This window comes from Paenibacillus sp. J22R56, assembly GCF_056269375.1.
This window is the reverse complement of record NZ_JBWDNV010000009.1, coordinates 371,126-394,361: the sequence shown is the minus strand read 5'-3', so window position 1 is coordinate 394,361 and position 23,236 is coordinate 371,126. Positions and strand designations below refer to the sequence as shown.

The 23,236-nt window shown below is 47.6% G+C and carries 15 protein-coding genes, 2 tRNA genes and 1 rRNA gene; 16 read left to right on the top strand and 2 right to left on the bottom strand.

Annotated features, from left to right (window positions below; translation table 11 throughout):
* From AC0YNT_RS22900 to gntK, 9 genes are all read left to right on the top strand, one after another.
* A 23S ribosomal RNA gene (locus tag AC0YNT_RS22900) occupies positions 1-103 on the top strand; the annotation flags it as partial.
* An 89-nt stretch (positions 104-192) separates the two neighbouring features.
* Positions 193-269 (top strand) — tRNA-Asp (locus AC0YNT_RS22895).
* 17 nt (positions 270-286) lie between these two features.
* A tRNA-Thr gene (locus AC0YNT_RS22890) sits at positions 287-362 on the top strand.
* Between the two features lie 775 nt (positions 363-1,137).
* Positions 1,138-2,082, top strand: coding sequence for an LLM class flavin-dependent oxidoreductase (locus AC0YNT_RS22885; RefSeq protein ID WP_475806686.1), 945 nt, complete (start codon positions 1,138-1,140; stop codon positions 2,080-2,082).
* 270 nt (positions 2,083-2,352) lie between these two features.
* Positions 2,353-3,675: an ABC transporter substrate-binding protein gene (locus AC0YNT_RS22880; RefSeq protein WP_475806685.1), complete on the top strand. Its 1,323-nt coding sequence runs from the start codon at positions 2,353-2,355 to the stop codon at positions 3,673-3,675.
* 1 nt (position 3,676) lies between these two features.
* Positions 3,677-5,425, top strand: a complete 1,749-nt coding sequence (locus AC0YNT_RS22875) for a sensor histidine kinase (RefSeq protein ID WP_475806684.1) — start codon at positions 3,677-3,679, stop codon at positions 5,423-5,425.
* Positions 5,426-7,048, top strand: coding sequence for a response regulator (locus AC0YNT_RS22870; RefSeq protein ID WP_475806683.1), 1,623 nt, complete (start codon positions 5,426-5,428; stop codon positions 7,046-7,048).
* A gap of 28 nt (positions 7,049-7,076) precedes the next feature.
* Positions 7,077-8,438: a GntP family permease gene (locus AC0YNT_RS22865; RefSeq protein ID WP_475806682.1), complete on the top strand. Its 1,362-nt coding sequence runs from the start codon at positions 7,077-7,079 to the stop codon at positions 8,436-8,438.
* Between the two features lie 21 nt (positions 8,439-8,459).
* The gene (gntK, locus tag AC0YNT_RS22860; protein WP_475806681.1) at positions 8,460-9,998 is read left to right on the top strand and encodes a gluconokinase; all 1,539 of its coding nucleotides are present in this window, start codon (positions 8,460-8,462) and stop codon (positions 9,996-9,998) included.
* An 81-nt stretch (positions 9,999-10,079) separates the two neighbouring features.
* Here the strand turns inward: gntK and AC0YNT_RS22855 are convergent, their stop codons facing one another.
* Positions 10,080-11,615: a cobyric acid synthase gene (locus tag AC0YNT_RS22855; protein ID WP_475806680.1), complete on the bottom strand. Its 1,536-nt coding sequence runs from the start codon at positions 11,613-11,615 to the stop codon at positions 10,080-10,082.
* Between the two features lie 346 nt (positions 11,616-11,961).
* Here AC0YNT_RS22855 and AC0YNT_RS22850 point away from each other — a divergent pair, with 346 nt between their 5' ends.
* A complete protein-coding gene (locus AC0YNT_RS22850; protein WP_475806679.1) occupies positions 11,962-13,980 on the top strand; it encodes a GxGYxYP domain-containing protein in 2,019 nt (672 codons plus the stop codon).
* An 84-nt stretch (positions 13,981-14,064) separates the two neighbouring features.
* Here AC0YNT_RS22850 and AC0YNT_RS22845 read toward each other — a convergent pair whose 3' ends face one another.
* Entirely contained in the window at positions 14,065-15,747 is a 1,683-nt protein-coding gene (locus AC0YNT_RS22845; RefSeq protein ID WP_475806678.1) for a PucR family transcriptional regulator, read from the bottom strand.
* Positions 15,748-15,940: 193 nt separating this feature from the next.
* Here AC0YNT_RS22845 and AC0YNT_RS22840 point away from each other — a divergent pair, with 193 nt between their 5' ends.
* The 6 genes from AC0YNT_RS22840 (at position 15,941) to AC0YNT_RS22815 (ending at position 23,209) form a co-directional block, all read left to right on the top strand.
* The gene (locus AC0YNT_RS22840) at positions 15,941-17,200 is read left to right on the top strand and encodes an amidohydrolase family protein (protein ID WP_475806677.1); all 1,260 of its coding nucleotides are present in this window, start codon (positions 15,941-15,943) and stop codon (positions 17,198-17,200) included.
* A 100-nt stretch (positions 17,201-17,300) separates the two neighbouring features.
* Positions 17,301-18,512: an ABC transporter substrate-binding protein gene (locus tag AC0YNT_RS22835; RefSeq protein ID WP_475806676.1), complete on the top strand. Its 1,212-nt coding sequence runs from the start codon at positions 17,301-17,303 to the stop codon at positions 18,510-18,512.
* Positions 18,513-18,530: 18 nt separating this feature from the next.
* Positions 18,531-19,412 (top strand): branched-chain amino acid ABC transporter permease, encoded by an 882-nt coding sequence (locus AC0YNT_RS22830; RefSeq protein WP_475806675.1) that lies wholly within the window; start codon positions 18,531-18,533, stop codon positions 19,410-19,412.
* A 29-nt stretch (positions 19,413-19,441) separates the two neighbouring features.
* Positions 19,442-21,271: a branched-chain amino acid ABC transporter ATP-binding protein/permease gene (locus AC0YNT_RS22825; protein WP_475806674.1), complete on the top strand. Its 1,830-nt coding sequence runs from the start codon at positions 19,442-19,444 to the stop codon at positions 21,269-21,271.
* Positions 21,258-21,974, top strand: a complete 717-nt coding sequence (locus tag AC0YNT_RS22820) for an ABC transporter ATP-binding protein (protein ID WP_475806673.1) — start codon at positions 21,258-21,260, stop codon at positions 21,972-21,974. Before AC0YNT_RS22825 ends, AC0YNT_RS22820 begins: the two co-directional genes overlap by 14 nt.
* A 29-nt stretch (positions 21,975-22,003) precedes the next feature.
* Positions 22,004-23,209 carry an amidohydrolase family protein gene (locus AC0YNT_RS22815; protein ID WP_475806672.1) on the top strand — a complete coding sequence of 402 codons (1,206 nt, stop codon included), beginning with the start codon at positions 22,004-22,006 and terminating at the stop codon, positions 23,207-23,209.
* Positions 23,210-23,236: the final 27 nt, after the last annotated feature.

The following is a 23,236-nucleotide window of genomic DNA, read 5'->3' as shown; positions in this document are numbered from 1 at the left end:
CAATTAGTAAGACCCCTTGAAGACGACGAGGTTGATAGGTTCGGGGTGGAAGCACAGCAATGTGTGGAGCTGACGAATACTAATCGGTCGAGGGCTTATCCTAAAACGTTTATGATTGATTCATAAACATCGCTTAAGAAGTTTTACTTTCGCATCCAGTTTTCAAGGCGCAAAACCTTGAATAATACATACGGAGCTGTGGTGTAGAGGCCTAACATGCCTGCCTGTCACGCAGGAGACCGCGGGTTCGAATCCCGTCAGCTCCGCCATTTTTACAAAGTTTTATGCCGGTGTAGCTCAGTTGGTAGAGCAACTGACTTGTAATCAGTAGGTCGTGGGTTCGACTCCTATCGCCGGCACCATTTCTTTTAACTATCAACCCCGATCACTTATGATCGGGGTTTTTTGTAATTAAATTGTGGGTTCCACGAAAAAATAGAAGCTATCCTTCCGAAATGGGAGGACAGCTTCTTTTTTATATCGCCGCTATTCTACAAACTGAGCTACAGACTTGTCTACTTCCTGAATGTGATTCATTAATGAGTGTGATTCATTAACAGATCGGAGGAAGCAGCTACCTCTTGCAGTGAAACAACCAGCCGTTCACTCATGGCTGCAATTTCTTCAATCTCCTGCTTTATCAAGGCAGCATGAGTACTTGGATGGCTATTGCAGCTTTAGTCCCTCCTTGTAGGATTTGATGCCATAAACGATGTCCCGTATCTCATTGTCCAGGGAAGCTTGAGGAAACCACTGAGATTGTTGGCTTTAGAAGCACTCTTGATAAGTGTAGTATATTCCTGTATATAGCTGTAAAGTGTGACCGATAGAATGCCGGCCAGCGCAATCGTGAGAATAATGACCGCATAAAAGCAGTCCCCAGTTTGAAGCGAATGGACGGAAAATGTAGCCTGATCATTTGGGATATCACTCCATGTCTCTAGTGTATCTAGATTTTAAACCGCTTTCATAAAAAGGTTAAATGGAGTTTGTTGTAAATTTAGTGTTATTTCTTATGCGATCTTTTGTACGATAAGCCAAATTGGAATAATCGTAGGAGATCTAATATAATTGCAGAATACAAGGCAAGCTGGCGCTGCCGTTTTACTCTTAAAGGGCTAGGGGAATATAGGAGGCATGATGAAAGGTTTAAAACTTAGCATATTGGACTTGGTTCCTGTGTTTGAGAACAAGGATGATACATACGCACTTGAACAAGCAGTCGTGCTTGCCCGTACAGCGGAACAGCTTGGCTACACCCGTTACTGGGTCGCTGAACATCATAGCATGCCACATTTGGCTTGCCCTTCTCCTGAAGTCTTTTTAGCGCATATCGGAGCTCGGACGGAACGGATTCGTATTGGCTCTGGTGCGCTGCTATTGCCTCATTATAGCCCGTTTAAAGTCGCAGAGTCGTTTCGTCTGCTTGCAAGCTTATACCCCGGACGGATTGACCTGGGTCTAGGGCGTGCACCTGGGGGAAACGCACATGCCAGTATGGCTCTTAGCGGTAACTTCTTGGATAACGTACGGAAAATGCCGGATAAGTTGAAAGATGTTGCAGAGTTGCTTCAAGGCAGTTATACCTATGAAGGCGAGCCTGTTGACGCACGACCGAACCCTCTTGTTCAGCCAGAAGTGTGGCTTTTAGGAACGAACAAGAAAAGCGCTGAATACGCGGCGGAATTGGGCATGGGGTATGTTTTTGGCCAATTCATGAGTGATGTGGATGGCGAAGATGTGCTGCGAACCTATCGGGAATCGTTTGTCCCTTCTCTGATTTGCAATGAGCCGAAAGCAATCGTGACGATTGGTGTCATATGTGCCGAAACAGAGGAAGAGGCTATGCAGCTGGCAAACAGCAGCACTGCATTGTTCCAAAAGGATTTGCCAGATGGGAAAGCGGAAGCCTACTCGGAACGGAAGCTGCTCGTAGGAACACCAAGGTCAATCAAAACCCGTCTGGATCAGATGACGGAATTGTATGGAGTGGATGAATTTATGCTTGTGACCATGGTGCCGGAATACAACAAGCGTCTTCGTTCTTATGAATTGCTTGCTAAGGAAATATGGAATGCTTAAATAAGACAATAGTGCAATAGGCTCGATCATTCTTGATCGGGTCTATTTTTTTGTGGAAATTACCAAAAGAAGAAAAAAATAATGATAATTCGTGAACAGGCAATAATAGGTAATGCTCATATTTAGGATTCGTTATCGATGTTTAGTATTCGTTATATCGTACAAACCCTCTATCCAGTAATGTTAATGGTGCTCAGAAAATTTTTCGACGAGAATCGACGTTGCCGTTCCAGGTATAGCTGGTTCCGTTTGAAGGAGAGTTAAGTAAGCATGAAGAGGCTGCAGCTCAAGCTTATTCAGTCCGGAACGACAGGTTTATTGGTCGTTGCAGCTTTAACCGGCTGTGGCTACAGCCAAAAGGCGGAACAGGACAGCTTCGGAAGTTCCGGAGGGGGGTTAGAAGGACGCACGATTACGTTCGTAACCGGCTCCCATCCATGGGTCGATGTAATAAAGCCGTTACTGCCTGAGTTTGAGAAGGAAACTGGCATTAATGTGCGGATTCAAGGTTATTTCGAAGACCAGTTGACTCAGAAGCTGACCGTACAATTCACAGCCCGCTCAGAGACACCGGATGTATTTATGTACCGGCCATTGCAGGAAGGAAAGCTGTTCTTTCGTAATGGATGGCTTGAACCGCTTGATGCTTACGCCACACATAATGTGGATTACGATCTTGGCGACTTCTCGCCGCAGGCGATCCGTTCTTCAACAGTAGACGGCAAGCTGGCCGGCATTCCAATCGTTACGGAACAACAAATATTGTATTACCGAAAAGATTTATTAAATGAAGCAGGATTAGATGTTCCCAGAACAATTGAAGAGCTCAAGGAAGCGGCGGCAAAGCTGCATCATCCTGATCAAGGGGTGTACGGCTTTGTAGCAAGAGGACAGAGAAGTCCACTTGTAACGCAAGTCTCGTCGTTCCTATACTCGGAAGGAGGGGACTTTATCCAGAACGGCAAAGCGGCGATTAATACGCCCGAGGCGATTAAGGCATTTGAGACTTATGGTGGTCTGCTAAGAGATTACGGGCCTCCAAATGTGATTAACATGTCATGGCCACAGGCGAGTGCGTTTTTTGCGGAAGGGAAGGCTGCACTCTACACGGATGCGAATTCGATCTACCGAGCGGCGCTTGATCAGCAACAATCTAAGGTAGCTGGTAATGTCGGATTTGCACCGTTCCCGGCAGGGGCGGAAGGATCGATGCCCTATAACATCACCTCTTGGGGGCTTGCCATTAACCCAAAGTCGGCGGATAAAGAAGCGGCATGGGCGTTTATCGAGTGGGCAACAGGTAAGCAAATGATGCTGCTCACGCAGCAAGCGGGTAATCCCGGACCAAGAACGTCAGTGTGGAATGATCCGCAAGGAACAATTGGATTTCCGAAGGAGCTTGCTGCTGTATTCAAACAAACGATCAACGGTGGTGTCGATCATGATCGTCCACAGACGGTTGATGTAGCAGCAGCACGTGAGCAAGTTGGCAAAATCGTCCAAATGGTTATCACAGGTGAGTCTTATATTCATGAAACCGCTAATCAGGCAAATGCCGCTTTACAGGACATTCTTGATAAGGAAGCGGATTAAAATGATGCCACGCCGATTGTCGATTTTCAACAAGATAGCCTTAACCATTGTTCTGCTGCTCGTGCCTGTCTTGTTGCTTTACGGTTACTCCAATCGGATTGCAACTGGAGTAGTAGAGAGTCAAATGCGTTCATCCAATTTGAGCAAACTTATTTTTTTCATGGATCAATTGGATGGAACGATGGAAAATTTATCGATGTTTCCGGTGATTTTAAGCGACGATCCGCATATTCGTGATTTTATGTCCTCTGGCACAAGCGAAACGGAAAGCGGTTTAAAAGCACAGGCGAGAGTGACGGAAAAGCTAAGCCTGCAAAGTGTATCCAGCCCCTGGTCGAATGATCTGACGTTTTCTTTTCCCGGGAAACATCTCGTATTATCGTCGAACATTTATTTGAATGGTAGTAGAGCCTGGTCACCGGATAGAAAGATTCAAACCAATTGGGCCTATGAACAGGACAGTTCTCGCGGCTATCCGATTCGTACGTTTGTCCGTGAGACTGGAGTTCCAGCTGCTGCGGCAAAGGTTGGAGAAGCTGATGCGGTGTTTCAGGTCCGTTTTCCAGTCCAAAATATTAGCGATATGCTCGATGTCTACAAAAAGGAAAATCGAGGGGATCCGTTTCTTTTTCACCCGGATACAGAGCTTGTCCATAACAGCACGTATGTAGAAGCGGCTTCGGCTGATGTGATCCAGGAGCTAGAGAATGAAGCCTTAAGTCAAAATGGACAGCGGACCTTGAAGATGAACGGACAAACGTATCTGGTCAGTTATGTAAAGTCACGTCAATTAGGCTGGTATCTAGTGGATTACGTGCCTGTTGAGCGGATTGTATCTCCCATTGTTAACGCACGTAACTGGTTTTATGGCTCGATTGGTTTTCTTATTCTGCTTGGACTGCTAGCATCCGTATTGCTCTATCGTAACGTGCAAATCCCTTTGTCTAATATGATAGCAGGCGTAAAACGGATGAAGAGCGGCGATTTGTCTTGGCGAATCGGTTACAAAGCAAATAACGAATTTGACGAGCTAATCCGGCACCATAACGAAATGGCTGGACAGATTCAGAACTTGATAGAAGATGTATACACGGAAAAACTCAGATCCAGGGAAGCAACTCTGAAGCAATTGCAGTCACAGATTAATCCTCACTTCTTGTATAATTCGCTGTTCTTTATTATTAATTCCGCCGCTATGGACGACCGCGAGGGAGTCATTTCGATGTCCGAGAATTTGGCGGAGTTTTACCGCTACACGACCAAAGTGGATAACCAGCTGTCAACAGTAGGTGAGGAACTCGAATTCGTTCGCCATTATTTGAACATCCATACCCTGCGTATGGGGAGGCTAACCTTCGATATGGAAGTACCAGATGCCATGCTGAATGAGCCACTGCCTCGTCTCACTTTGCAGCCAATTGTCGAAAATGCAATTGTACACGGTATTGAGGGGCGAGTAGGCGGCGGCCGCATCATTATTACCGGTCGACAGGAGGAGGCTTACAACCATCTCGAGGTTGCTGATAATGGAGCAGGCATGACAAGTGAAGCATTGCTTCGACTGAAGTCACAGCTGGATGAGAAGATGACCGATGAGATCGGCTGCGGTACCTGGAACGTTCATCAGCGTCTTCGTGGCCGGTTCGGGGAAGGCTCAGGCCTTCATTTTCGGCATGGGGATGGGGAAGGACTTGCCGTTACCGTAACCTGGTTGAAGCAAGAATATCGGCTGGAGGGTGGTGAAGCGTAGATGGCTCAGCTCTTAATTGTGGATGATGAAGCGCATGTTGTTGACCGTCTGGCGGCGACAGTCGATTGGAAATCCGTTGGCATCGATCAAGTGTATAAAGCTTATTCTGGTCAGGAAGCGGTTGAGCAGCTGCATCAGTACTCAATTGATATCGTCATTACTGATATCCGTATGCCGGGCATGTCTGGGCTTCAGCTCATCGCCGAAATCGACCGGCAGTGGCCGAAGACAAAAAGTATTCTATTGTCGGGTTACTCGGAGTTTGAATATGCCAAGCAGGCTATGCAGTTCCAGACCGAGGATTATTTGCTTAAACCGGTAAAGACCGATGATTTGCTGGCCACTGTGGCTCGTGTACTACGCAAGCTGGAGCAGGAGTGGGAGGAAGTCATCTCCTCACAGCGGATCACTTATACCCTGAAGGAGCATCTGCCTCTGCTGCGAGCTAATTTGCTGCATGAACTGCTTCAGGGGAAACAGTGGGATGGGACGAAATGGCGTGAAAAAATGATGCGGCTGGAGCTTGGCGAATTTGCTTGGCAGCGGTTTTCATTAATGGCTGTTCGACTGGATGACCGGTTCGTTGATGATCCTTCTGGAGAGAACCACTCCTGGAAAGAATATGCGATTTCCAACATGACAGAGGAGTTGTTCGGTAACAGATATGCCTTATGGCATGCGAAGGACGCTCATGATTATCTCATCTTCCTGCTAACTGCGAAGCAAGAAGCAGATGGGGATGATCCGGGCTGGATTGAGCGTACAGCATCAGTATTGCAGTCTGCTGTAGGTGTTTACCTAAAGGGACAAGTTTCCATTATGGTGAGCGGAACAGGTGTTTTTCCCGATGATGTACACGCTTACTATAATCGAGCGCTCACTGCTTTCCGCAACCGAATCGGGGATGAGCCGGAACAGTTCATGCGGCTGGACGACGAGGAAGATGTTGTGGCAGCGGTACGATCACTGGAATATTTGTACGAGCCTCCGGCATTAGTTCATTTACTAGAGGCTGCCCGCTGGGAAGCCGTGGAGGAGAAATATAAACGGATTTTCACTGGGCTTGAGACCGGAGAAGCGATTTCTGAAGAGCATTTGCTCGAAATTTATTTTACGATTGCCTCAGCTTATGTTTTTATCGCCCATAAGAACGGCCGTCTTCTAGCTGACACACTTGGTACCGATTACGGCAGAATGACGGCGGGTATGCCATTCCGAACGGTACATCATCTTCGGGAATGGGCCTTTCGTACGCTTAAGCGGTTGCAAGAGGATATGGCGAAGGAAACGAAGGATTCACGTCATTTGCTGATTGAGAGGATAAGGAACTTTATCGATGACAATGTTACTGGTGACTTGTCACTGCAATCGGTGGCTGATCAGGTGAAGCTCCATCCGGTCTATGTGTCTAAGGTGTACAAGCTGGAAACAGGCGAAAACATAAGTGATTACATTCAGCGTGTGAAGATGGAAAAGGCGGAGTCGCTGCTTAAAAATAGTGACGAGAAAGTTTATGTCATTGCCGCTAGGCTCGGTTATCAGAGACCACATTCGTTCATTAGCGCGTTTAAAAAAACGTTCGGTATGACACCTCAGGAGTACCGCGACGGACATACATCATAGGTTTGAACCAAATAAGGAGGAATTCATCATGTTGCTATTTATCGTACTTGCAGCGATTGTCGTGCTGCTTCTGCTCATTACAGTTGTTAAGCTGAATCCATTTGTCGCTCTTATTATTACGGCCATAGGGACGGGGCTGGCGGCGGGAATGCCGATTATGGCGACGGAGGATCAGACTGGTATTATCGATTCCATTAAGACGGGGATGGGTAATACACTTGGCTTCCTAGCGATTGTCCTTGCACTTGGCACAATGCTCGGTAAAATGATGGCCGAATCAGGCGGAGCCGAGCGTATCGCCAGGACACTTATCGGCCTGTTCGGGGAGAAGAGAGTCCATTGGGCGATGATGTTCGTGGCGTTCATCGTCGGCATTCCGGTCTTTTTCCAAGTTGGTTTCGTATTGCTTGTACCATTACTCTTCACGATCTCCAAACAAACGGGACTTTCGCTGGTCAAAATCGGTGTACCGCTGATCGCGGGCTTGTCCGTCGTCCATGGTCTTGTGCCGCCACATCCGGCTGCTATGGCTGCAGTAGGTATTTTTAACGCTGATATTGGTACGACTATTTTGTATTCGGTTATCGTTGGTCTTCCAACGGCTATCATTGCAGGACCGCTGTATGGCAGCTGGATTGGTAAACGGATTCATAAAGAAGTGCCGAAGGAAATGGGCGATCAGCTTTCCGAGACAGATGAGAACAAAGAACTTCCTGGCTTTGCTAACACGCTTATTACGATTTTGATTCCGGTGTTCTTGATGCTTATCGCAACGTTCGCAGATGTCTTTGTTGAGAGCGGTTCGCTCGCGAAGGATAGCAATCTGTTCCTGGCTGCTAAGTTCGTCGGCGATCCGGTTGTAGCCCTCTTGATCGCAACGGTATATTCGTTCTTTAGCTTAGGGTATGCTCGGGGAATCAGCCGCGAGAAAGTATTGAAATTTACGAATGACTGCCTTGCGCCAACAGCGACTATTCTGCTTGTTATTGGTGCAGGTGGAGCGTTTAACCGCGTACTGCTTGATTCCGGTATTGGTGACTATATCGCTGACCTGGCTACTTCGTCTAATGTGTCTCCGATCCTGCTTGGTTGGGGTATCGCGGCAATGATCCGTGTGGCTACTGGATCTGCTACTGTGTCGATGATGACTGCGGCAGGGATTGTTGCACCAATCGCAGCGGCTATGCCGGGAACAAATGTGGAGCTGCTCGTATTGGCAACAGGTGCTGGCTCGCTCATTTTGTCCCATGTGAATGACTCCGGCTTCTGGCTGATTAAAGAATACTTCGGTATGACTGTTAAAGAAACACTTCTGACATGGACAGCGCTTGAAACGATTATTTCGGTTGTTGCACTTGTGCTTATTATGGCTTTGAATACGGTGGTTTGATAGAAAGGAGAGAAACCAATCATGGCTTCCTCTTATGTAATTGGAACGGATATCGGAACAACGAGTACGAAATCCGTGTTATTTGATAAAGGCGGGCGTGTCATTGCGACCCATACGATAGAATATCCGCTGTACTCGCCGAAGTCGGACGTTGCGGAGCAGGATCCGGATGAGATCTTCCGCGCAGTCGTAGGTACGATTAAGGAAGTCGTAGCTAAAGGTAGTGCAGATCAGGAAGGCGTGCTGTGTGTGTCATTCAGCTCAGCGATGCATAGTGTTATCGCGGTTGATAGCGAAGGCCGGCCGCTTACACGGTGCATTACTTGGGCGGACAATCGCAGTGCGATGTGGACCGAACGGATCAAGAACGAGATGAACGGTCATCAAATTTATTTGCGCACGGGCACACCGCTGCATCCGATGTCTCCACTGTCTAAGCTCGTGTGGCTGCGGAATACGGACCCAGAGCTTTTTGGACGCACGCATAAGTTTATTTCCATCAAGGAATACGTGTTCCATCGGCTGTTCAAACGGTATGTTATCGATTATTCGATTGCATCAGCGACAGGGATGTTTAATCTTTCCCAGCTTAACTGGGATGCGGAAGCGCTGCAGGTAGCAGGTGTTACGCCGGATAGATTGTCCGAGCCTGTGCCAACGACCTACGCAATGGAAGGAATAGAGGCGAAATGGGCAGTCGAAATGGGGCTGCCAGCTTCTACGCCATTCATCGTAGGAGCAAGCGATGGCGTATTATCCAATCTTGGTGTTAATGCGATTGAGCCAGGAACGGTTGCTGTGACAATTGGGACAAGTGGAGCGATCCGCGCTGTAACCGATCGGCCAGTGACGGATCCCAAGGGACGTATCTTCTGCTATGCACTTGCCGACGATATGTGGGTAATTGGCGGGCCGGTTAATAATGGCGGAATGATCTTCCGCTGGTTGCGCGACCAATTGTGTTCCGCAGAGACAGAGACAGCGAAGCGGCTTGGCAAAGATCCTTACGATATTTTAACGGAAATTGCCGCGCGGGTGCCAGCTGGTGCGGACGGCCTGTTGTTCCATCCTTATTTAGCAGGCGAGAGAGCGCCACTCTGGGATGCGAATGCGAGAGGCTCGTTCTTCGGTCTTGGTCTGCAGCATAAGAAGGAACATATGATTCGGGCTGTACTCGAAGGGGTTATTTTCAACCTGTTTACGGTTTATATGGCGCTTGAAGAACTGATTGGCCACCCGACAAAAATTCAGGCAACTGGCGGCTTCGCGCGTTCAGAGCTGTGGCGTCAAATGATGGCAGATATTTTCGAGCAGGAAGTCCATGTGCCGGAAAGCTTCGAAAGCTCTTGTCTCGGCGCTGCGATCTTGGGCCTCTACAGTATCGGTGAAGTTGATTCTCTGCATGTGGTCTCAAGCATGATGGGGACATCTCATAAGCATCTGCCAGAACAAAGCAATGTGGAGAAGTATAAGGAACTGAGCCGGATTTATGTCCGGATCTCACGGCTGCTGACTTCGGAATACAAGGAAATTGCGGCTTATCAGAAAAAGTGGATGTAATGGAAGAAGGAGCTTGCCTGTTGGCAGGCTTCTTTTGGTTTACCTAGAGAAAAGGGACATCCGCCGATGTCCCCTTTTGATTTATTTGATAGTTGGTTCAGACTGATTGGCAAAGAGAATGCGATAAACCTGCTCCATGTTCAGATGATTGCGAACATGATCGGCCAGACGATCGAAAGCCTCAATCTGTCTGCTTCGGAATGGCAAAATGTCTTCGATTGGAGCCAAGTTATTAAATGCACGGACCATATTCAGGTACTGTCTTCGGAAGGTGTCGTTATGAAAGATACCGTGTAAATACGTCCCGAAGATCCGGCCATTCTCTGAGATGGCCCCTTCAGATTGACCGTTTAGGGAGAGAAGAGGATGCACCTGAGAGAGTGGAGTTGTCTGCCCCATATGAATCTCGTAGCCTTCAATGGCTTGTCCTTGCATTGATGGCCAATTGGGATGGGGAGCGGCTATAGTACCGCTTACTCGTTCCGTTCGTTTGTCCATATAAAAGGTCGTGGCAAGCGGCAGATAGTCTAGTCCATCAACTTCATCGTGTGCCGATTCGACCTGCAGCGGATCATACAGCTTGCGACCGAGCATTTGATAGCCTCCGCAAATTCCGACGAGAAAGCTGCCTTCCGAGACCCGTTTGGCGATAGCTTTTGCTATGCCGGTCTGCTCGAGGAAGAGCAAATCATCAAGCGTATTTTTTGAGCCTGGAATAATGATAATATCCGGTTTTCCGAGTTGCTCTGCACTCTCTACATAACGAAGCGAGATGTCCGGTTCTGCTGACAGAGGATCAAAATCGGTGAAATTGGAGATACGCGGCAGTCGGATAACCACAATATCTATCTCTTTATCTTCGTTCCTTTCCTGTTCCTGCAGCTTCTCTAGCACGACAGAATCTTCAGCCTCAATATCGAGCTTTGGCAGATGAGGGATAACACCAAGCACCGGAATACCTGTACGCTCCTCCAACCAATCCAGACCAGACTGCAGAAGGCTGATGTCGCCGCGGAATTTATTAATAATGAATCCTTTTACCCGGTTGCGTTCGTCTTCTTCCAGAAGCTCTAACGTTCCAACAATAGAAGCAAAAACGCCGCCTCTATCAATATCTGCGACCAGCAGGACAGGGGCATCTGCCCACTCGGCCATGCGCATGTTTACAATATCGCGGTCTTTGAGATTAATCTCAGCCGGACTTCCGGCTCCTTCCAGAACGACGATATCATATTCTGCACGAAGGTGGTCTAGCGCATCTGTCACAATTCCTTCGGCAAGCGGAATATACTCCTCTCGGTAACGCCATGCGCTCATTTCCTCAAGCGGCTTGCCGTGTACGACAATTTGCGCCTTCATTTCTCCAGTGGGTTTAATCAGAATCGGATTCATATCCGTCGTTGCCGCAATCCCACAGGCTTCTGCCTGCACACCTTGTGCTCTGCCAATCTCCTTGCCGTCAAGTGTGACGTAGGAGTTAAGTGCCATATTTTGCGATTTGAAAGGCGCAGTCTTCCATTCGTCCTGAACGAATATACGGCATAGAGCCGTAGTCAAAACGCTTTTTCCTACATCGGAAGCCGTTCCTTGCACCATGATAGTTGCTGCCGGTTTCAAGCTTCTACCTCCTTAAATTCTTGTATCTCCATATAAACCATGTCTATGAATGGATGTCAAAGTTTAATTGAAAGCTGGTTGAGGAGATGCTGGAAAACTCATACATTAGATATATTGAACATATACAATATGAGTGATATATTATTTTACAAATAATGCGCTTACATTAATATGGAGTCGTTCATTGCGCTTATTGGGCATCAAGACGTCGGCACACTTCAGTTAAGGGTGAAGGCAGGTGATAGGAGAGAAATGTGAAGAATGTTCTCGGCAACAGGTGAGACTCATCCGTACTGGCCAGAGATCGACCACTCATGTGGCAATTCTTTATTAGGAGGAAATGACAATGAAATGGAATAAAAAGCTAGGAGCAGCCTTACTAGCAACGGTTATATTGGCTGCATCTTCTCCATTTACAGGGGGGCTGCCGAAGGCGGAAGCTTCCGGATTGGCATGGCCAACAGGGCAAATCCTTCCATCTTTTTCAACTCCTGCTTCCACACTCGATGTTATGAATCTGGTAACCGAGTATAAATATGAGGCGGAGGGCATACAGGTTGGACACGGTACCGGACATTTGGACGGCAACGGCTGGCTAGCTCAAACGTCAATTGATGCTCCTAATCAGCACATGGTATACGGGCCTTATGCTACAGATATTCCGGTAGGAGCGAATCAGGCATTCTTTGATATGATCATTGATAATAATACGGCCAATAATGATCTCATTGTCACGGTAGATGTCAGAGACAATACAAACGGACAAATATTGGCCACACGAGATATTACTCGTCAGCAATGGACGAAGGTGGGCTCTTACGAGAGATTCACATTAAACTTCAATAACCCGACAGCCGGACACGCAATCGAATTTAGGGTCTATTGGTATGGGCGGGCATATACGAAAGTAGATGCCGTTGGAACAAGTCTGCAGGGAAAATCAGACGATGCGGTCGTATTTACGACACTCAAGGGGCTTGTCAACAAAACGCAGCCAAGAATCTACACCTACGATGATAACGTTAAGAATGAGGATGGGAAAGACAAATGGCTGAATGATTTGGGTATCGGTCATACAGATGTGGCGGACAATTGGTCGCTGATTACCAAATACGCCAGTGAAATTAACGGGATTGTCGTCTATGATAATGCCGTTCCTGATACGGTGAACTTGGCTACAACGATTGCATCACAGTCCGGCGGCATTGTAGCACCGCCGAGCCTGGTGAGCAAGTTGACTTCAGCACCATACAATCTGCCAATATTAGATGACTTGCGTGGAGACTTCAGCACGAAGCTACAGGTGTATCAATATTTGCATGACCATTATTGGTCCTCACTGACACATAGACTCCTTATCGGCTTAACTCCGGGAATTAAAGGGGCTTTGCGTGATTATGCGTTGGCAAGCGGGGCGGCTGTCGTATGGCTGGATCCGTCTGTTCCGGCAGAAAAAACGCTTCTGCAAAGTTTCTTCTCCGATATGCCGTATGGCAGCGGAGTTTACATGGGGTGGTGGCCGGATGAGGCAATAGGAGTTCAAGCTGCTTCTGAATATGGCATTTCTACGATTGCCAGCGACTGGTCCTCCAATCTGACTGTATTCGGCGGAACTTCTAGAACGGTTAATGTAAAGCCGGTGCCGACTAAACCGACGCTGCAGAACAAGATCTACGTCTCGCTCATATTGAGTGATGGTGACAATTTGCAGTATATGGAGCATCGCTTTAAGAAAATTTGGGATTCTCCTAACCGCGGAGCTGTGCCGCTGGGCTGGACAGTATCTCCTGCGATGCTTGATGCAATGCCAGGCGTGCTGAATTATTTGTACAATAGCGCTACACCTAACGATGCACTTATAGCAGGGCCATCCGGTATCGGCTATACGTATCCGAATTCTTGGGGGAATCAAACGTATTTGGATAGTTTCGTGTCCTTATCTAATGAATACATGAACCGTGCGGGGCTAAAGGTCGCAACCATCTGGAATACGATTACCGGCGGCATTAATCCAAATGTAGGGAACAGTTTTGCCCAAAACGCTCCGTCGTTATTAGGCTTAACTGGTCAAAACGCCGGCGGCCCGATTACCATCTACGGCAACTCACTGCCGACTCAAGGACTAAGTGCGACTTACTGTTACTCTCAAGCAACGATCATCTCCGAGATTAATAATGCGATTGCTGGCTGGAACGGAACAGCACCACGTTTTGTAAGTATTCAGTCTAATCCTTGGGATGTTTCCTACCAGATGATCGTCAACGCGGTAAATAACTTCAGCAGCAACAGCAATATCGTGTTTGTCAGACCAGACACGTATTTCCAATTAATGCGGGAACAAAACAATCTGCCAATTAATCCTTAATGGATTGGTGAGGCAAAGGGGTGCATGTTGAACATGCATCCCTTTTTCTATGTAAATTGCACGGGCTCTATAACGTTTTGGGAGTTAATACCTCGCTATAGAAGCAGGGTTGCTGCCAGTCAGCAGTGGTTCAATCGCGAGAGCGATACGCAGTCTTAAACTTTCGATAGGATCCTTCAGCTTAACTCCAAGAAGCTTCTCGCATTTGTCCAGACGATAGACGACGGTGTTACGGTGTACGAACAGCAGCTTGGAGGTTTCCATCAGCTGGCATTGTGTATCGTAAAAGGCGTTTAATGTACGCAGCAGTTCCTTCCGCTCATGCTCCTCTGTACACTTCATTCCTTGAAAGGTTTCCTCGTAAAATTGCTTCAGCTCATCGTAAGGCAGCATATGAAAAAGATAGCCAATATCCTTCGATAGGTACGATTGTACGAATTTGGTCCGCTTCAAGCGGTAGCCATATTGGAGGGCTTTAATAGCTTCTTCGTAGGAAAGCCTGATGCCCAGTGCATTTGTTGCAGGCTTGCCGATCCCAATCGACAAACTTAAACCAATCTCTGCAAATAATTGCTCAGTCATATGAGCAAGTTGATGGATGAAGGAGGCTTCATCCCATCCCGATCCTGGAATGAGCAGAAGAAGGCCAAACGAATCGTTTTTGGTAAACATGACGAACGGTTGTCCAATTGTTGCGAACTGGCGTTTTATACGCTCGTAATGCTCATCACGCTCAGATACGTTACGTTCCTCCTGACGATCATTTCCTCCTTCCCGTAGTAGAGTTCCCCAGCCGGGTCCATCCGGGCGAGCAACTATCATCACCCAAGGTCCTCCAGCTTGCAGACCATATTTTTTGCCTCGATGAATAGCTTCTTGTTCAGAACTAATATAACCGTCGATAAGGTCAGAGAAAAATTCATTTTTATAGCGTCGTGAACGCTCTTTCACCGCTTGTGCCTTTGTAAGCTCCATGCCAATTACATTGGCTGCCTGCTCCAGCGTCAGGCCGTATAAGCTGGACATCTTCTCAACAGGATGGAAGGAAAGTAAATACCCCTCATGGCGGTATGTATGAACAGGATACAGCAGGACGTGACAACGGCTTCGAAGTGAAGGATCAATAAGGCAAAGTGAAGTAGGTGCTAGTGGCTTTGAGGCTTCATCAAGTACAGCAACGGCAGCAGCGGTTAAGGCTGGCATCTGAGGTGAATGCGTAGGCTTGGACTGAGCAATGAGCTGCAGCTTGCTATTTACGAGCAGGATGGGAGAGGATAACAGCTTGGTTAACGAATCTACAATGCCGCTGATTCCTTTTCCTTTCATGATCATCTCGGAGAACTGCTTATGGATATGCAGGGCATATTGTAATTCGTCATTCTTGTTATTCATGATCAGACTGGTTGATCTCTGTAAAATCTCACCTAAAGAGAGCTCCACCTTCGAAATTTCGATAATCGGAAACTGAAGGCGATCGGCTTCACGAAGCGCTTCTTCTGAAATGTCGAGCTTAAAGCGCTCTGTCTTGACGGCCATGCCTGAGCATTCCATTCGCTTCATATCACGCATCAGCTCAATAAACATGTCTGGTTGCTGCTTCATGAAATAGCCGTTTGTCAGCAGCAGCTCACCAGGTCTTAGAAACCGGATAATATCAGGGGCATCCATAATGTTGACGGTTTGAACCTTGCGGATCAGTCCGTTAAATCCAGCAATGACCCGTGCATGCTCATAAATACCGTTCGCAAGCAGCTCGCTTAGCAGCAATGTTATCCCGCCTTTTTCAAGAATATGTCATGAAATATAACATGGTTTTTAGTGGGTGTAAATCAATTTTGGATGATTCATCCAAAATGATCCTGATATTTTAGCTGTTACAGCCAATGACATTCCTATACGTAACGGATATTCTGAATTTAGCGGAAATGAAGTTAACTAATGTGACATAAAGGGGGCTGCCATGCTTGATTTAAGCATTACAGATGTAAAAATACCAGGCTGTAAACAGCTGATGGACGTTGGAGTATCAGCTGGAACTATCGTGTATATGGAGGAGACCGGAACAGCAGAGCTGGCAGCAGCAGTTGTTGTAAGGGGCGAAGGCGGTGTACTGCTGCCTGGTCTGGTGGAGCCGCACATCCATCTGGAGAAGGCGTATCTTCTGTCTCGGATGGAGAAGGAAGCGGAATCGCTTCAAGAAGCTATTCAGATGACGGCCGAGATGAAGAAAGCTTTTACCAGAGAGGATATGAGAGAGCGCTCCCTTCAAGTGATACAGAAAGCTGTACGGAATGGTGTGACGCATATGCGCTGTCACGCAGAGGTTGATCCGATCCTCGGAATGACAGCTATTGAATCAGCCCTTGATTTGAAGCAAAGTGTACGCCATTTGCTGGATTTACAGATTGTTGCTTTTCCTCAGGAAGGGATATTTAAGAGTCCTGGCACCGCTGAACTGATGGAGGAAGCGTTTCGTCTAGGCTGTGATGCCGTTGGCGGAATCACATACCAAGACCCGGATCTGGATGAGCATTTGCAGTTTGTATTTGATCTGGCAGGCAAGTCTAATAAACCGCTGGATTTCCATGCAGACTTCTCTGACAATCCGAATGACTTGGCAATTGCCAATATTGCTAAGCGGACAATGGCATTAGGTATGCAAGGACTTGTAAGTGCTGGTCATGTCACCTCGCTTGGTTCACTGCCGAGGAAGGTAGCAGCAGTTGCAGCGGAGATGGTGAGCGAGGCTGGCATTCATGTCATCACTTTGCCGGCAACCGATCTGTTCATTAATGGCAGAGGAGATGCTGAAAAGCCTCGCAGAGGGATAACACCAGTTCAATTACTGCTTGAGAAAGGCGTCAATGTCGCCATTGGTGTAAACAATGTACAAAATCCGTTTACGCCATTTGGCAAGGCAGATCCACTTGAAACAGCTTGGCTGCTTGCGGTAACCGCATATATGGGGGGCGAAAGACATACCAGTCGTCTTCTAGGCATGCTGACAGAGGGTGCAAGTAAGGTGCTGGCACTTGATAGATACGGCATTCGAGAAGGAGCATCGGCTGATATGGTGCTGTTCCATGAGAAGACAGAACGAGATGTACTGCTGAATAAGCCAGAATCCCGAACCGTATGGAAAAGAGGGATTAAGGTAGCAGAAACACGGATCGAAAAGGCAAACGAACCGGTAGCAAGAATTGCTTCACAATTCTTTTAAGCTGAATGCTTACGAAGTAAGAATTGCTTCACAATTCTTTTAAGGTGAATGCTTACGAAGTAAGAATTGCTTCACAATTCTTTTAAGGAGCGGATAAAAGATGACGAAACGATACAAGTTGAAGGTAGTATGCGCAGCATGGATAGCAGGCTTGATGCTGGTGGCGGCGGGCTGCGGCAACAACAATGAACCGGCGGCGGGCAAAGCCGATGAAAAGCCAATTCTAATTGGGATGTCAACGGAAGCAACGGGCGATAACGCTATGAACTCTATTAATTTGTACCAAGGCGTTCAAGTAGCGGTTGATCAGATTAATGCAAAGGGAGGCATTCATGGCCGCACCGTTGAGCTGGTCGTCCGAGATACCGAGCAGAATCCAACTCGCGGCATTAGTATTATTCGAGATTTTGGTCAGAAGGAAGGGGTATTAGGCGCAGTTGGCGGCTTCTACAGCACGGTTATGCTGGCGCAGTCCCCTGTTATTTTGGAAGAGAAATTCCCGTTTGTTGTAGCGACCTCTAATGTTCCTGCTTCAGTAGAAAGCGGTATGCCTTGGACCTTTGGAGTTCGGATGAACGCTAATATTACAGCACAGTATGCCTTGAAATTTATTAATGAGCATTTTTCTACTGACAAAATCGCGATCCTGCATGAGAACGGCGGTTACGGCAAAGGGGCTGCAGCAGCCATGACCAAAGCACTTGAGGAGAAGGGCTTGAAACCTGTGGCAGTAGAGTCGTTCGACAATGCCAAGGATAAGGATATGACAGCGCAGGTCAATCATGCGAAGGAAGCAGGCGCTGATGTGATCTATCTGTTTGGTCAAGGAGCAGGTAATGGGTACGTGCTGCAAGCGATGGATAAGCTGGGCTGGAAAGTACCGATTGTTGGTGAGAATGGAATGGCAAACAAAGGTGTAGAAGAGGTAGGGAAAGAGCTGGCAGAAGGAACATTTGCGATCCAAACAGCTAACTTTAATGTCGAACAAACCCGGGAGCCGGCTGCTACGTTTCTGAAGGATTTTACAGCAAAATTTGGTCATATTCCGACGACATTCGCTTCTGCTGCCCAAGGCTATGATGGCGCAATGATGTTGTTCCAGGCGATTGAGCGGACAGATTTGACAGGTAATCTGAAGAAAGACCGTGAGGCGATCAAGAACACGCTGGAAACTAATCTTGGTACATACAGCGGGGTAATTAAGGACTGGGATCAGGCCTTCACGAAAGACAATCATGATGCTGTTGATGTCAATTCGTATCTGATGAACGAGTGGAAAGATGGCAAGCTTGTTGTATCTGACAAACAGTAAGCGGAAAGAGGGATCAGCATGTCGCTTATTTTACAATTAATCATCAGTGGTCTGGCGGTAGGCTGCCTCTATGCCGTCATCGCTCTTGGCTACAGCTTAACTTATGTTGTTAATGGAACCCTTAATATGTCCCAAGGTCAGCTCGTGATGCTGGGAGGTGTGCTGCTATTTGGATTTACGCAGCACTCAGGACTGCCTTTTCCTATTGCGTTTGTGGCGGCTATTGCTCTTGTCGCTCTACTTAATCTCGTCATTGAACGGCTCGCGATTCGCAAATTCGATAAAGGTGCCAATTCGGTGGAATGGGTTCTTAGTACAATTGCAGTTGGCATTATTATTCAGGACGTTGCTCTTTATTTCAATGGACCGGATGAAGGGGTTGTCCCTTCACCGGCAGGCAGCGGAATGCTTCGTATAGCTGAAGCGGGCATCTATTGGAAGGAGTTTATTTTCTTCCCGATTGTTGGGGTGCTGCTCGCCTTGCTGATCTTGTTCTATCAAAAATCACACTGGGGATTATGGCTTCGTGCAACAGCGGATAATCGGACAGCAGTTGAGATGATGGGCATTAACAGTGGTCGTGTCGTTGCTGTTGCTTATGCCTTAAGCGGACTGCTTGCCGGAATCGGAGGGGCTTTGATGTCTACGAACTATGCGGTGTCTGTCGATGTTGGCTTACCGCTTGGCTTAAAGGCGATTTCCGTTGCTATTCTTGCAGGTGTGAATAATCCAAAAGGAATTGTAGGCACAGGATTACTGCTAGGTGTTGCTGAGGTATTCATCGGTCAATATATCTCCACAGCATTCCGGGAAATGTTCGTCTACGGCATCGTTATTCTGGTGTTGTATTGGAAGCCGATGGGGCTGTTTAACGTCCGAAAATCCTTAGTGAAGGTATAAGCTAGAGACATGTTTGGGGGGATGCGGGAATGAATGGAATTGGTCTAAAAAACATAAGTCTCCGCAGGACAGCTCTATGGAGCGGGATCCTGGCAATTGCCGCGCTGGCCGCTGTTTCGCTGGTGGCTGACAGCTATATGCTGAATTTGCTTTTTACAATTGGCATTTATGTGATTGCCTGTGTAGGGATGAACATACTGGTCGGCTATTGCGGTATTGTCTCGATTGGTCATGCAGGATTAATGGCGGCAGGGGCGTACACCTCTGCCTATGCCAGCACCCATTATGAATTAAACTTCTGGTTATCTGCGCTTCTTGGAATTGCAGTATCCCTCATCATAGGCAGCCTGATAGCCATTCCTACCATTAAAGCTGGTGGCGTATACCTGTCGATGATCACCATTGCTTTTGGCGTTGTTGTACATGAAGCTCTTATCAGATGGGATGGGGTAACTGGCGGGCCTCTTGGCATCTCAGGTATACCTAAACCAAAGCTTGGCGGTTACACCTTTGACCTGCAAAGCATGTATTTGCTCGTAGTCGCTCTGGCTGTTGCTTCGCTTGCCCTTGCTTATAATATCCGGCGTTCGGCATGGGGAAGATCGATGATTGCTACGAAGGAAAATGAGATAGCTGCTGCTTCCTTAGGAATAAGGAAGTTCAAGCCACAGTACGTAGGTTTTGCGATCAGTGCTGTTCTCGCGGGACTTGCAGGTTCGCTCTATGCGCATACAAACAGCTTTATCAGTCCGGATACGTATCATTTTCAAGCTTCGGTTCAGCTTGTACTAATCGTTATCTTAGGCGGCTCTGGACGATTGCTTGGACCTATCATTGGAGCAGCTATTCTGGTATTCTTACCGGAATATCTGGAGATGGAAAAGCTGCGTATGGCGCTTTACGGCGGGATTATGTTTGCTGTGCTTTATTTTCTCCCGAAAGGCATTGTGGGGACGATCAATGATTGGCTGGAAGCTCGGCTGGGTATCATGTCTAAGTCACAAGAGAATGACAGCAACAGCAGCATAATCAGAGAGACTTCGTACTTTGCAAGTTCAATTGCAGAGCTTAATCTCCCGGTTGTTGCTCTCCGGTTAGAGGGCGTCAACAAATCGTTTGGTGGTCTTCAGGCTTTAAAGGAAGTTTCGTTTGATATAAAAGCAGGTACCATTCACTCGCTTGTTGGGCCAAACGGAGCTGGTAAAACAACGCTTCTAAATGTTATTTCCGGTTTGTATACAGCTGAGCAAGGCGTAATAGAGCTGCATGGCGCACATCTCTCCGGCTCGCTGTCTTTGGTGTCCGGATTGGGCATTGCCCGTACCTTCCAGCATTCCCGGCTGTTCAAGGAGCTGACTGTATTGGAGAACGTTATGACAGGGATGACAATACAGGCGAAGACAGGTCTTGGAGCAGCGTTCCTCCGTACACCAGGGCAGCGCCGTAAGGAAAAAGCATTACAGGAGAAAGCACATAGTCTGCTTGATCTCATTGGATTCGAAGGGAATCGGCAGATGTCAGCCAGCCAGCTGCCGTATGGACATCAGCGGATGGTGGAAATCGCAAGAGCACTTGCGACAGGTCCAAGTGTATTGCTGCTGGATGAGCCGGCTGCGGGCATGACGACAGCTGAAATTAAGCAGCTGGAGGAATTGCTGCAAAAGCTTGTTGGTTATGGCTTGACGATTGTATTGATCGAGCATCATATGGATTTTGTGCAGCGTGTGTCTGATACCGTCACCGTACTGGATTTTGGAAAAGTGATTGGCACAGGCAACCCAGAGGTGCTGCTCAATGATCCTCGAGTCATCCAGGCGTATTTAGGCAAAGAGGAGGTTGCTGCTGATGCTGAGCATTAATTCTTTGTCGGTCAGATACGGTCCGGTCCATGCGCTAAAAGGCGTTGATATTGAGGTGAAGCAAGGCGAGATTGTAGCCATTATCGGCTCGAATGGCGCTGGTAAAACGACTCTTCTTCAAGCTGTATTAGGACTGGTGAAGCCGCATGCTGGTAACGTGCTGCTGGAGGGCGTGGATATTACCGCAATGCCAGCTAATCGGACTGCTAACCTCGGGGTATCACTTGTGCCGGAGGGTCGGGAAGTATTCGGAACGTTAACGGTTCTTGAAAATTTGCGAATGGGTCTGAAGCGGAAGATTGGTTCTGTGAAAAAGGAACAATTCGCTGTAGAGCTTGAGCCATTGTTCGAACGATTCCCGAAGCTGTACGAGCGAAAAACTCAGCTTGCTTACACGTTAAGCGGCGGTGAACAGCAGATGCTTGTCCTTGCGAGAGCGATGATCAGCAAGCCTAAGTTGCTGCTTTTGGATGAACCATCGCTGGGGCTTGCACCAATTATCGTGAATGACATTTTCGAAGCGATTTATGGTCTGGCCCAAGGAGGGACCTCCATTTTGCTCGTTGAGCAAATGGCACATAAAGCACTTGGCATTGCAAGCAGAGGTTATGTGATGGACAAAGGAGCAGTCGCGATGTTCGGCGATTCCGAAGAGCTTCTGCGGGATGAACGAATGATTAAAGCCTACTTGGGAGCGCATTAGCCCACTAGAGAAGAGTGAAGGTGAGAGAGATGGAAGCAAATAAACAACTGATCAGACATTTGAAAATAGAAGATAACTTGTATGATTTAACAATAGATCTTACGACAGGATGTTTTTCAGACATTGAAGCAAGCGACAAGGGAATTTCAGTACCTCTCGACATAACAAAAGGCTGGGATGCAGCGGGCTTGCTTTATCTGCCGGCATTGGCAGATAGGCATATCCATCTGGATAAACATTTTCTCGGTGAGCCATGGAAGCCGCTGCAGCCATTTGTTACGCTTCCTCGCCAGCTGGCTTTCGAGCAGCAAATGCTTGAATCACTGCCGACACGTGCAGCAGAACGGGCCTATCGTCTGATAAAGCTGCTGCTGATGAATGGTACGACATCCATTCGTACACATGTGGATGTTGATCCAAAGCTTGGCTTATCGCATTTGGAGGATGTGCTCGAGGTTAAAGAGCATTTTAAAGGGCGCATGGACATTGAAATTGTAGCTTTTCCCCAGCAAGGCCTGTTACGTTCGCAATCCATTCCCATTATGAAGGAAGCCCTTCGAGCAGGTGCTGACTATGTAGGCGGGGTTGATCCAGCTGGTCTTGACGGGCAGGTAGATGCAAGTCTGGAAGCGATGTTTGAGCTCAGTACGGAATTTAATGCAGGTGTAGATTTGCATCTGCATGATCCAGGACATCTTGGTATGTATACGATCAGCCGATTTGCGGATTTGACCCTTCAGGCAGGTAAGAGCGGGCGAACAGCCGTTAGTCATGCGTATTGCCTGGGACAAGTAAGCGAAGCGGAATCCCGGGATTTGGCACAAAAGCTCAGCGCAAACCAAGTCGCTATTATGACCAGTGTTCCTATCGATCGGCCAATGCCTCGTGTGGATCAGCTGCTCCAGGAAGGGGTACGAGTTTACGTTGGATCTGACAATATTCTCGATGCGTGGAGTCCATTTGGCAACGGAGATTTGCTTGCGCGTGGTTCACGTCTCGCAGAAAAATTTGGCTGGATCGTAGACGATGCACTGTTGCAAACCTATCCGCTAATCTCTTCTGCTTCGCTTATTCCGAGGGTGGGTGATCGAGCAAGCTTCTCCTTGGTGAATGCCTTGAACGCTCAGCATGCTATCGCGTCTGTGCCGCCTCGTGAAGCTGTATTTTCTGGAGGTAAACTTGTTGGTGGACACTGGTATGTAAGCTCTCTGCTGGATCAAACCGTAATGGCTTAGACCATGTAAACAATCTGACTGTCGAGC

Excerpts from the sequence above, each read along its gene's own strand:
- AC0YNT_RS22835 (WP_475806676.1), top strand. The coding sequence starts at position 17,301 with ATGACGAAACGATACAAGTTGAAGGTAGTATGCGCAGCATGGATAGCA.
- AC0YNT_RS22870 (WP_475806683.1), top strand. The coding sequence starts at position 5,426 with ATGGCTCAGCTCTTAATTGTGGATGATGAAGCGCATGTTGTTGACCGT.
- AC0YNT_RS22840 (WP_475806677.1), top strand. The coding sequence starts at position 15,941 with ATGCTTGATTTAAGCATTACAGATGTAAAAATACCAGGCTGTAAACAG.
- AC0YNT_RS22820 (WP_475806673.1), top strand. The coding sequence starts at position 21,258 with ATGCTGAGCATTAATTCTTTGTCGGTCAGATACGGTCCGGTCCATGCG.
- AC0YNT_RS22825 (WP_475806674.1), top strand. The coding sequence starts at position 19,442 with ATGAATGGAATTGGTCTAAAAAACATAAGTCTCCGCAGGACAGCTCTA.
- AC0YNT_RS22850 (WP_475806679.1), top strand. The coding sequence starts at position 11,962 with ATGAAATGGAATAAAAAGCTAGGAGCAGCCTTACTAGCAACGGTTATA.
- AC0YNT_RS22885 (WP_475806686.1), top strand. The coding sequence starts at position 1,138 with ATGATGAAAGGTTTAAAACTTAGCATATTGGACTTGGTTCCTGTGTTT.
- AC0YNT_RS22865 (WP_475806682.1), top strand. The coding sequence starts at position 7,077 with ATGTTGCTATTTATCGTACTTGCAGCGATTGTCGTGCTGCTTCTGCTC.
- AC0YNT_RS22815 (WP_475806672.1), top strand. The coding sequence starts at position 22,004 with ATGGAAGCAAATAAACAACTGATCAGACATTTGAAAATAGAAGATAAC.
- AC0YNT_RS22875 (WP_475806684.1), top strand. The coding sequence starts at position 3,677 with ATGATGCCACGCCGATTGTCGATTTTCAACAAGATAGCCTTAACCATT.
- gntK (WP_475806681.1), top strand. The coding sequence starts at position 8,460 with ATGGCTTCCTCTTATGTAATTGGAACGGATATCGGAACAACGAGTACG.
- AC0YNT_RS22880 (WP_475806685.1), top strand. The coding sequence starts at position 2,353 with ATGAAGAGGCTGCAGCTCAAGCTTATTCAGTCCGGAACGACAGGTTTA.
- AC0YNT_RS22830 (WP_475806675.1), top strand. The coding sequence starts at position 18,531 with ATGTCGCTTATTTTACAATTAATCATCAGTGGTCTGGCGGTAGGCTGC.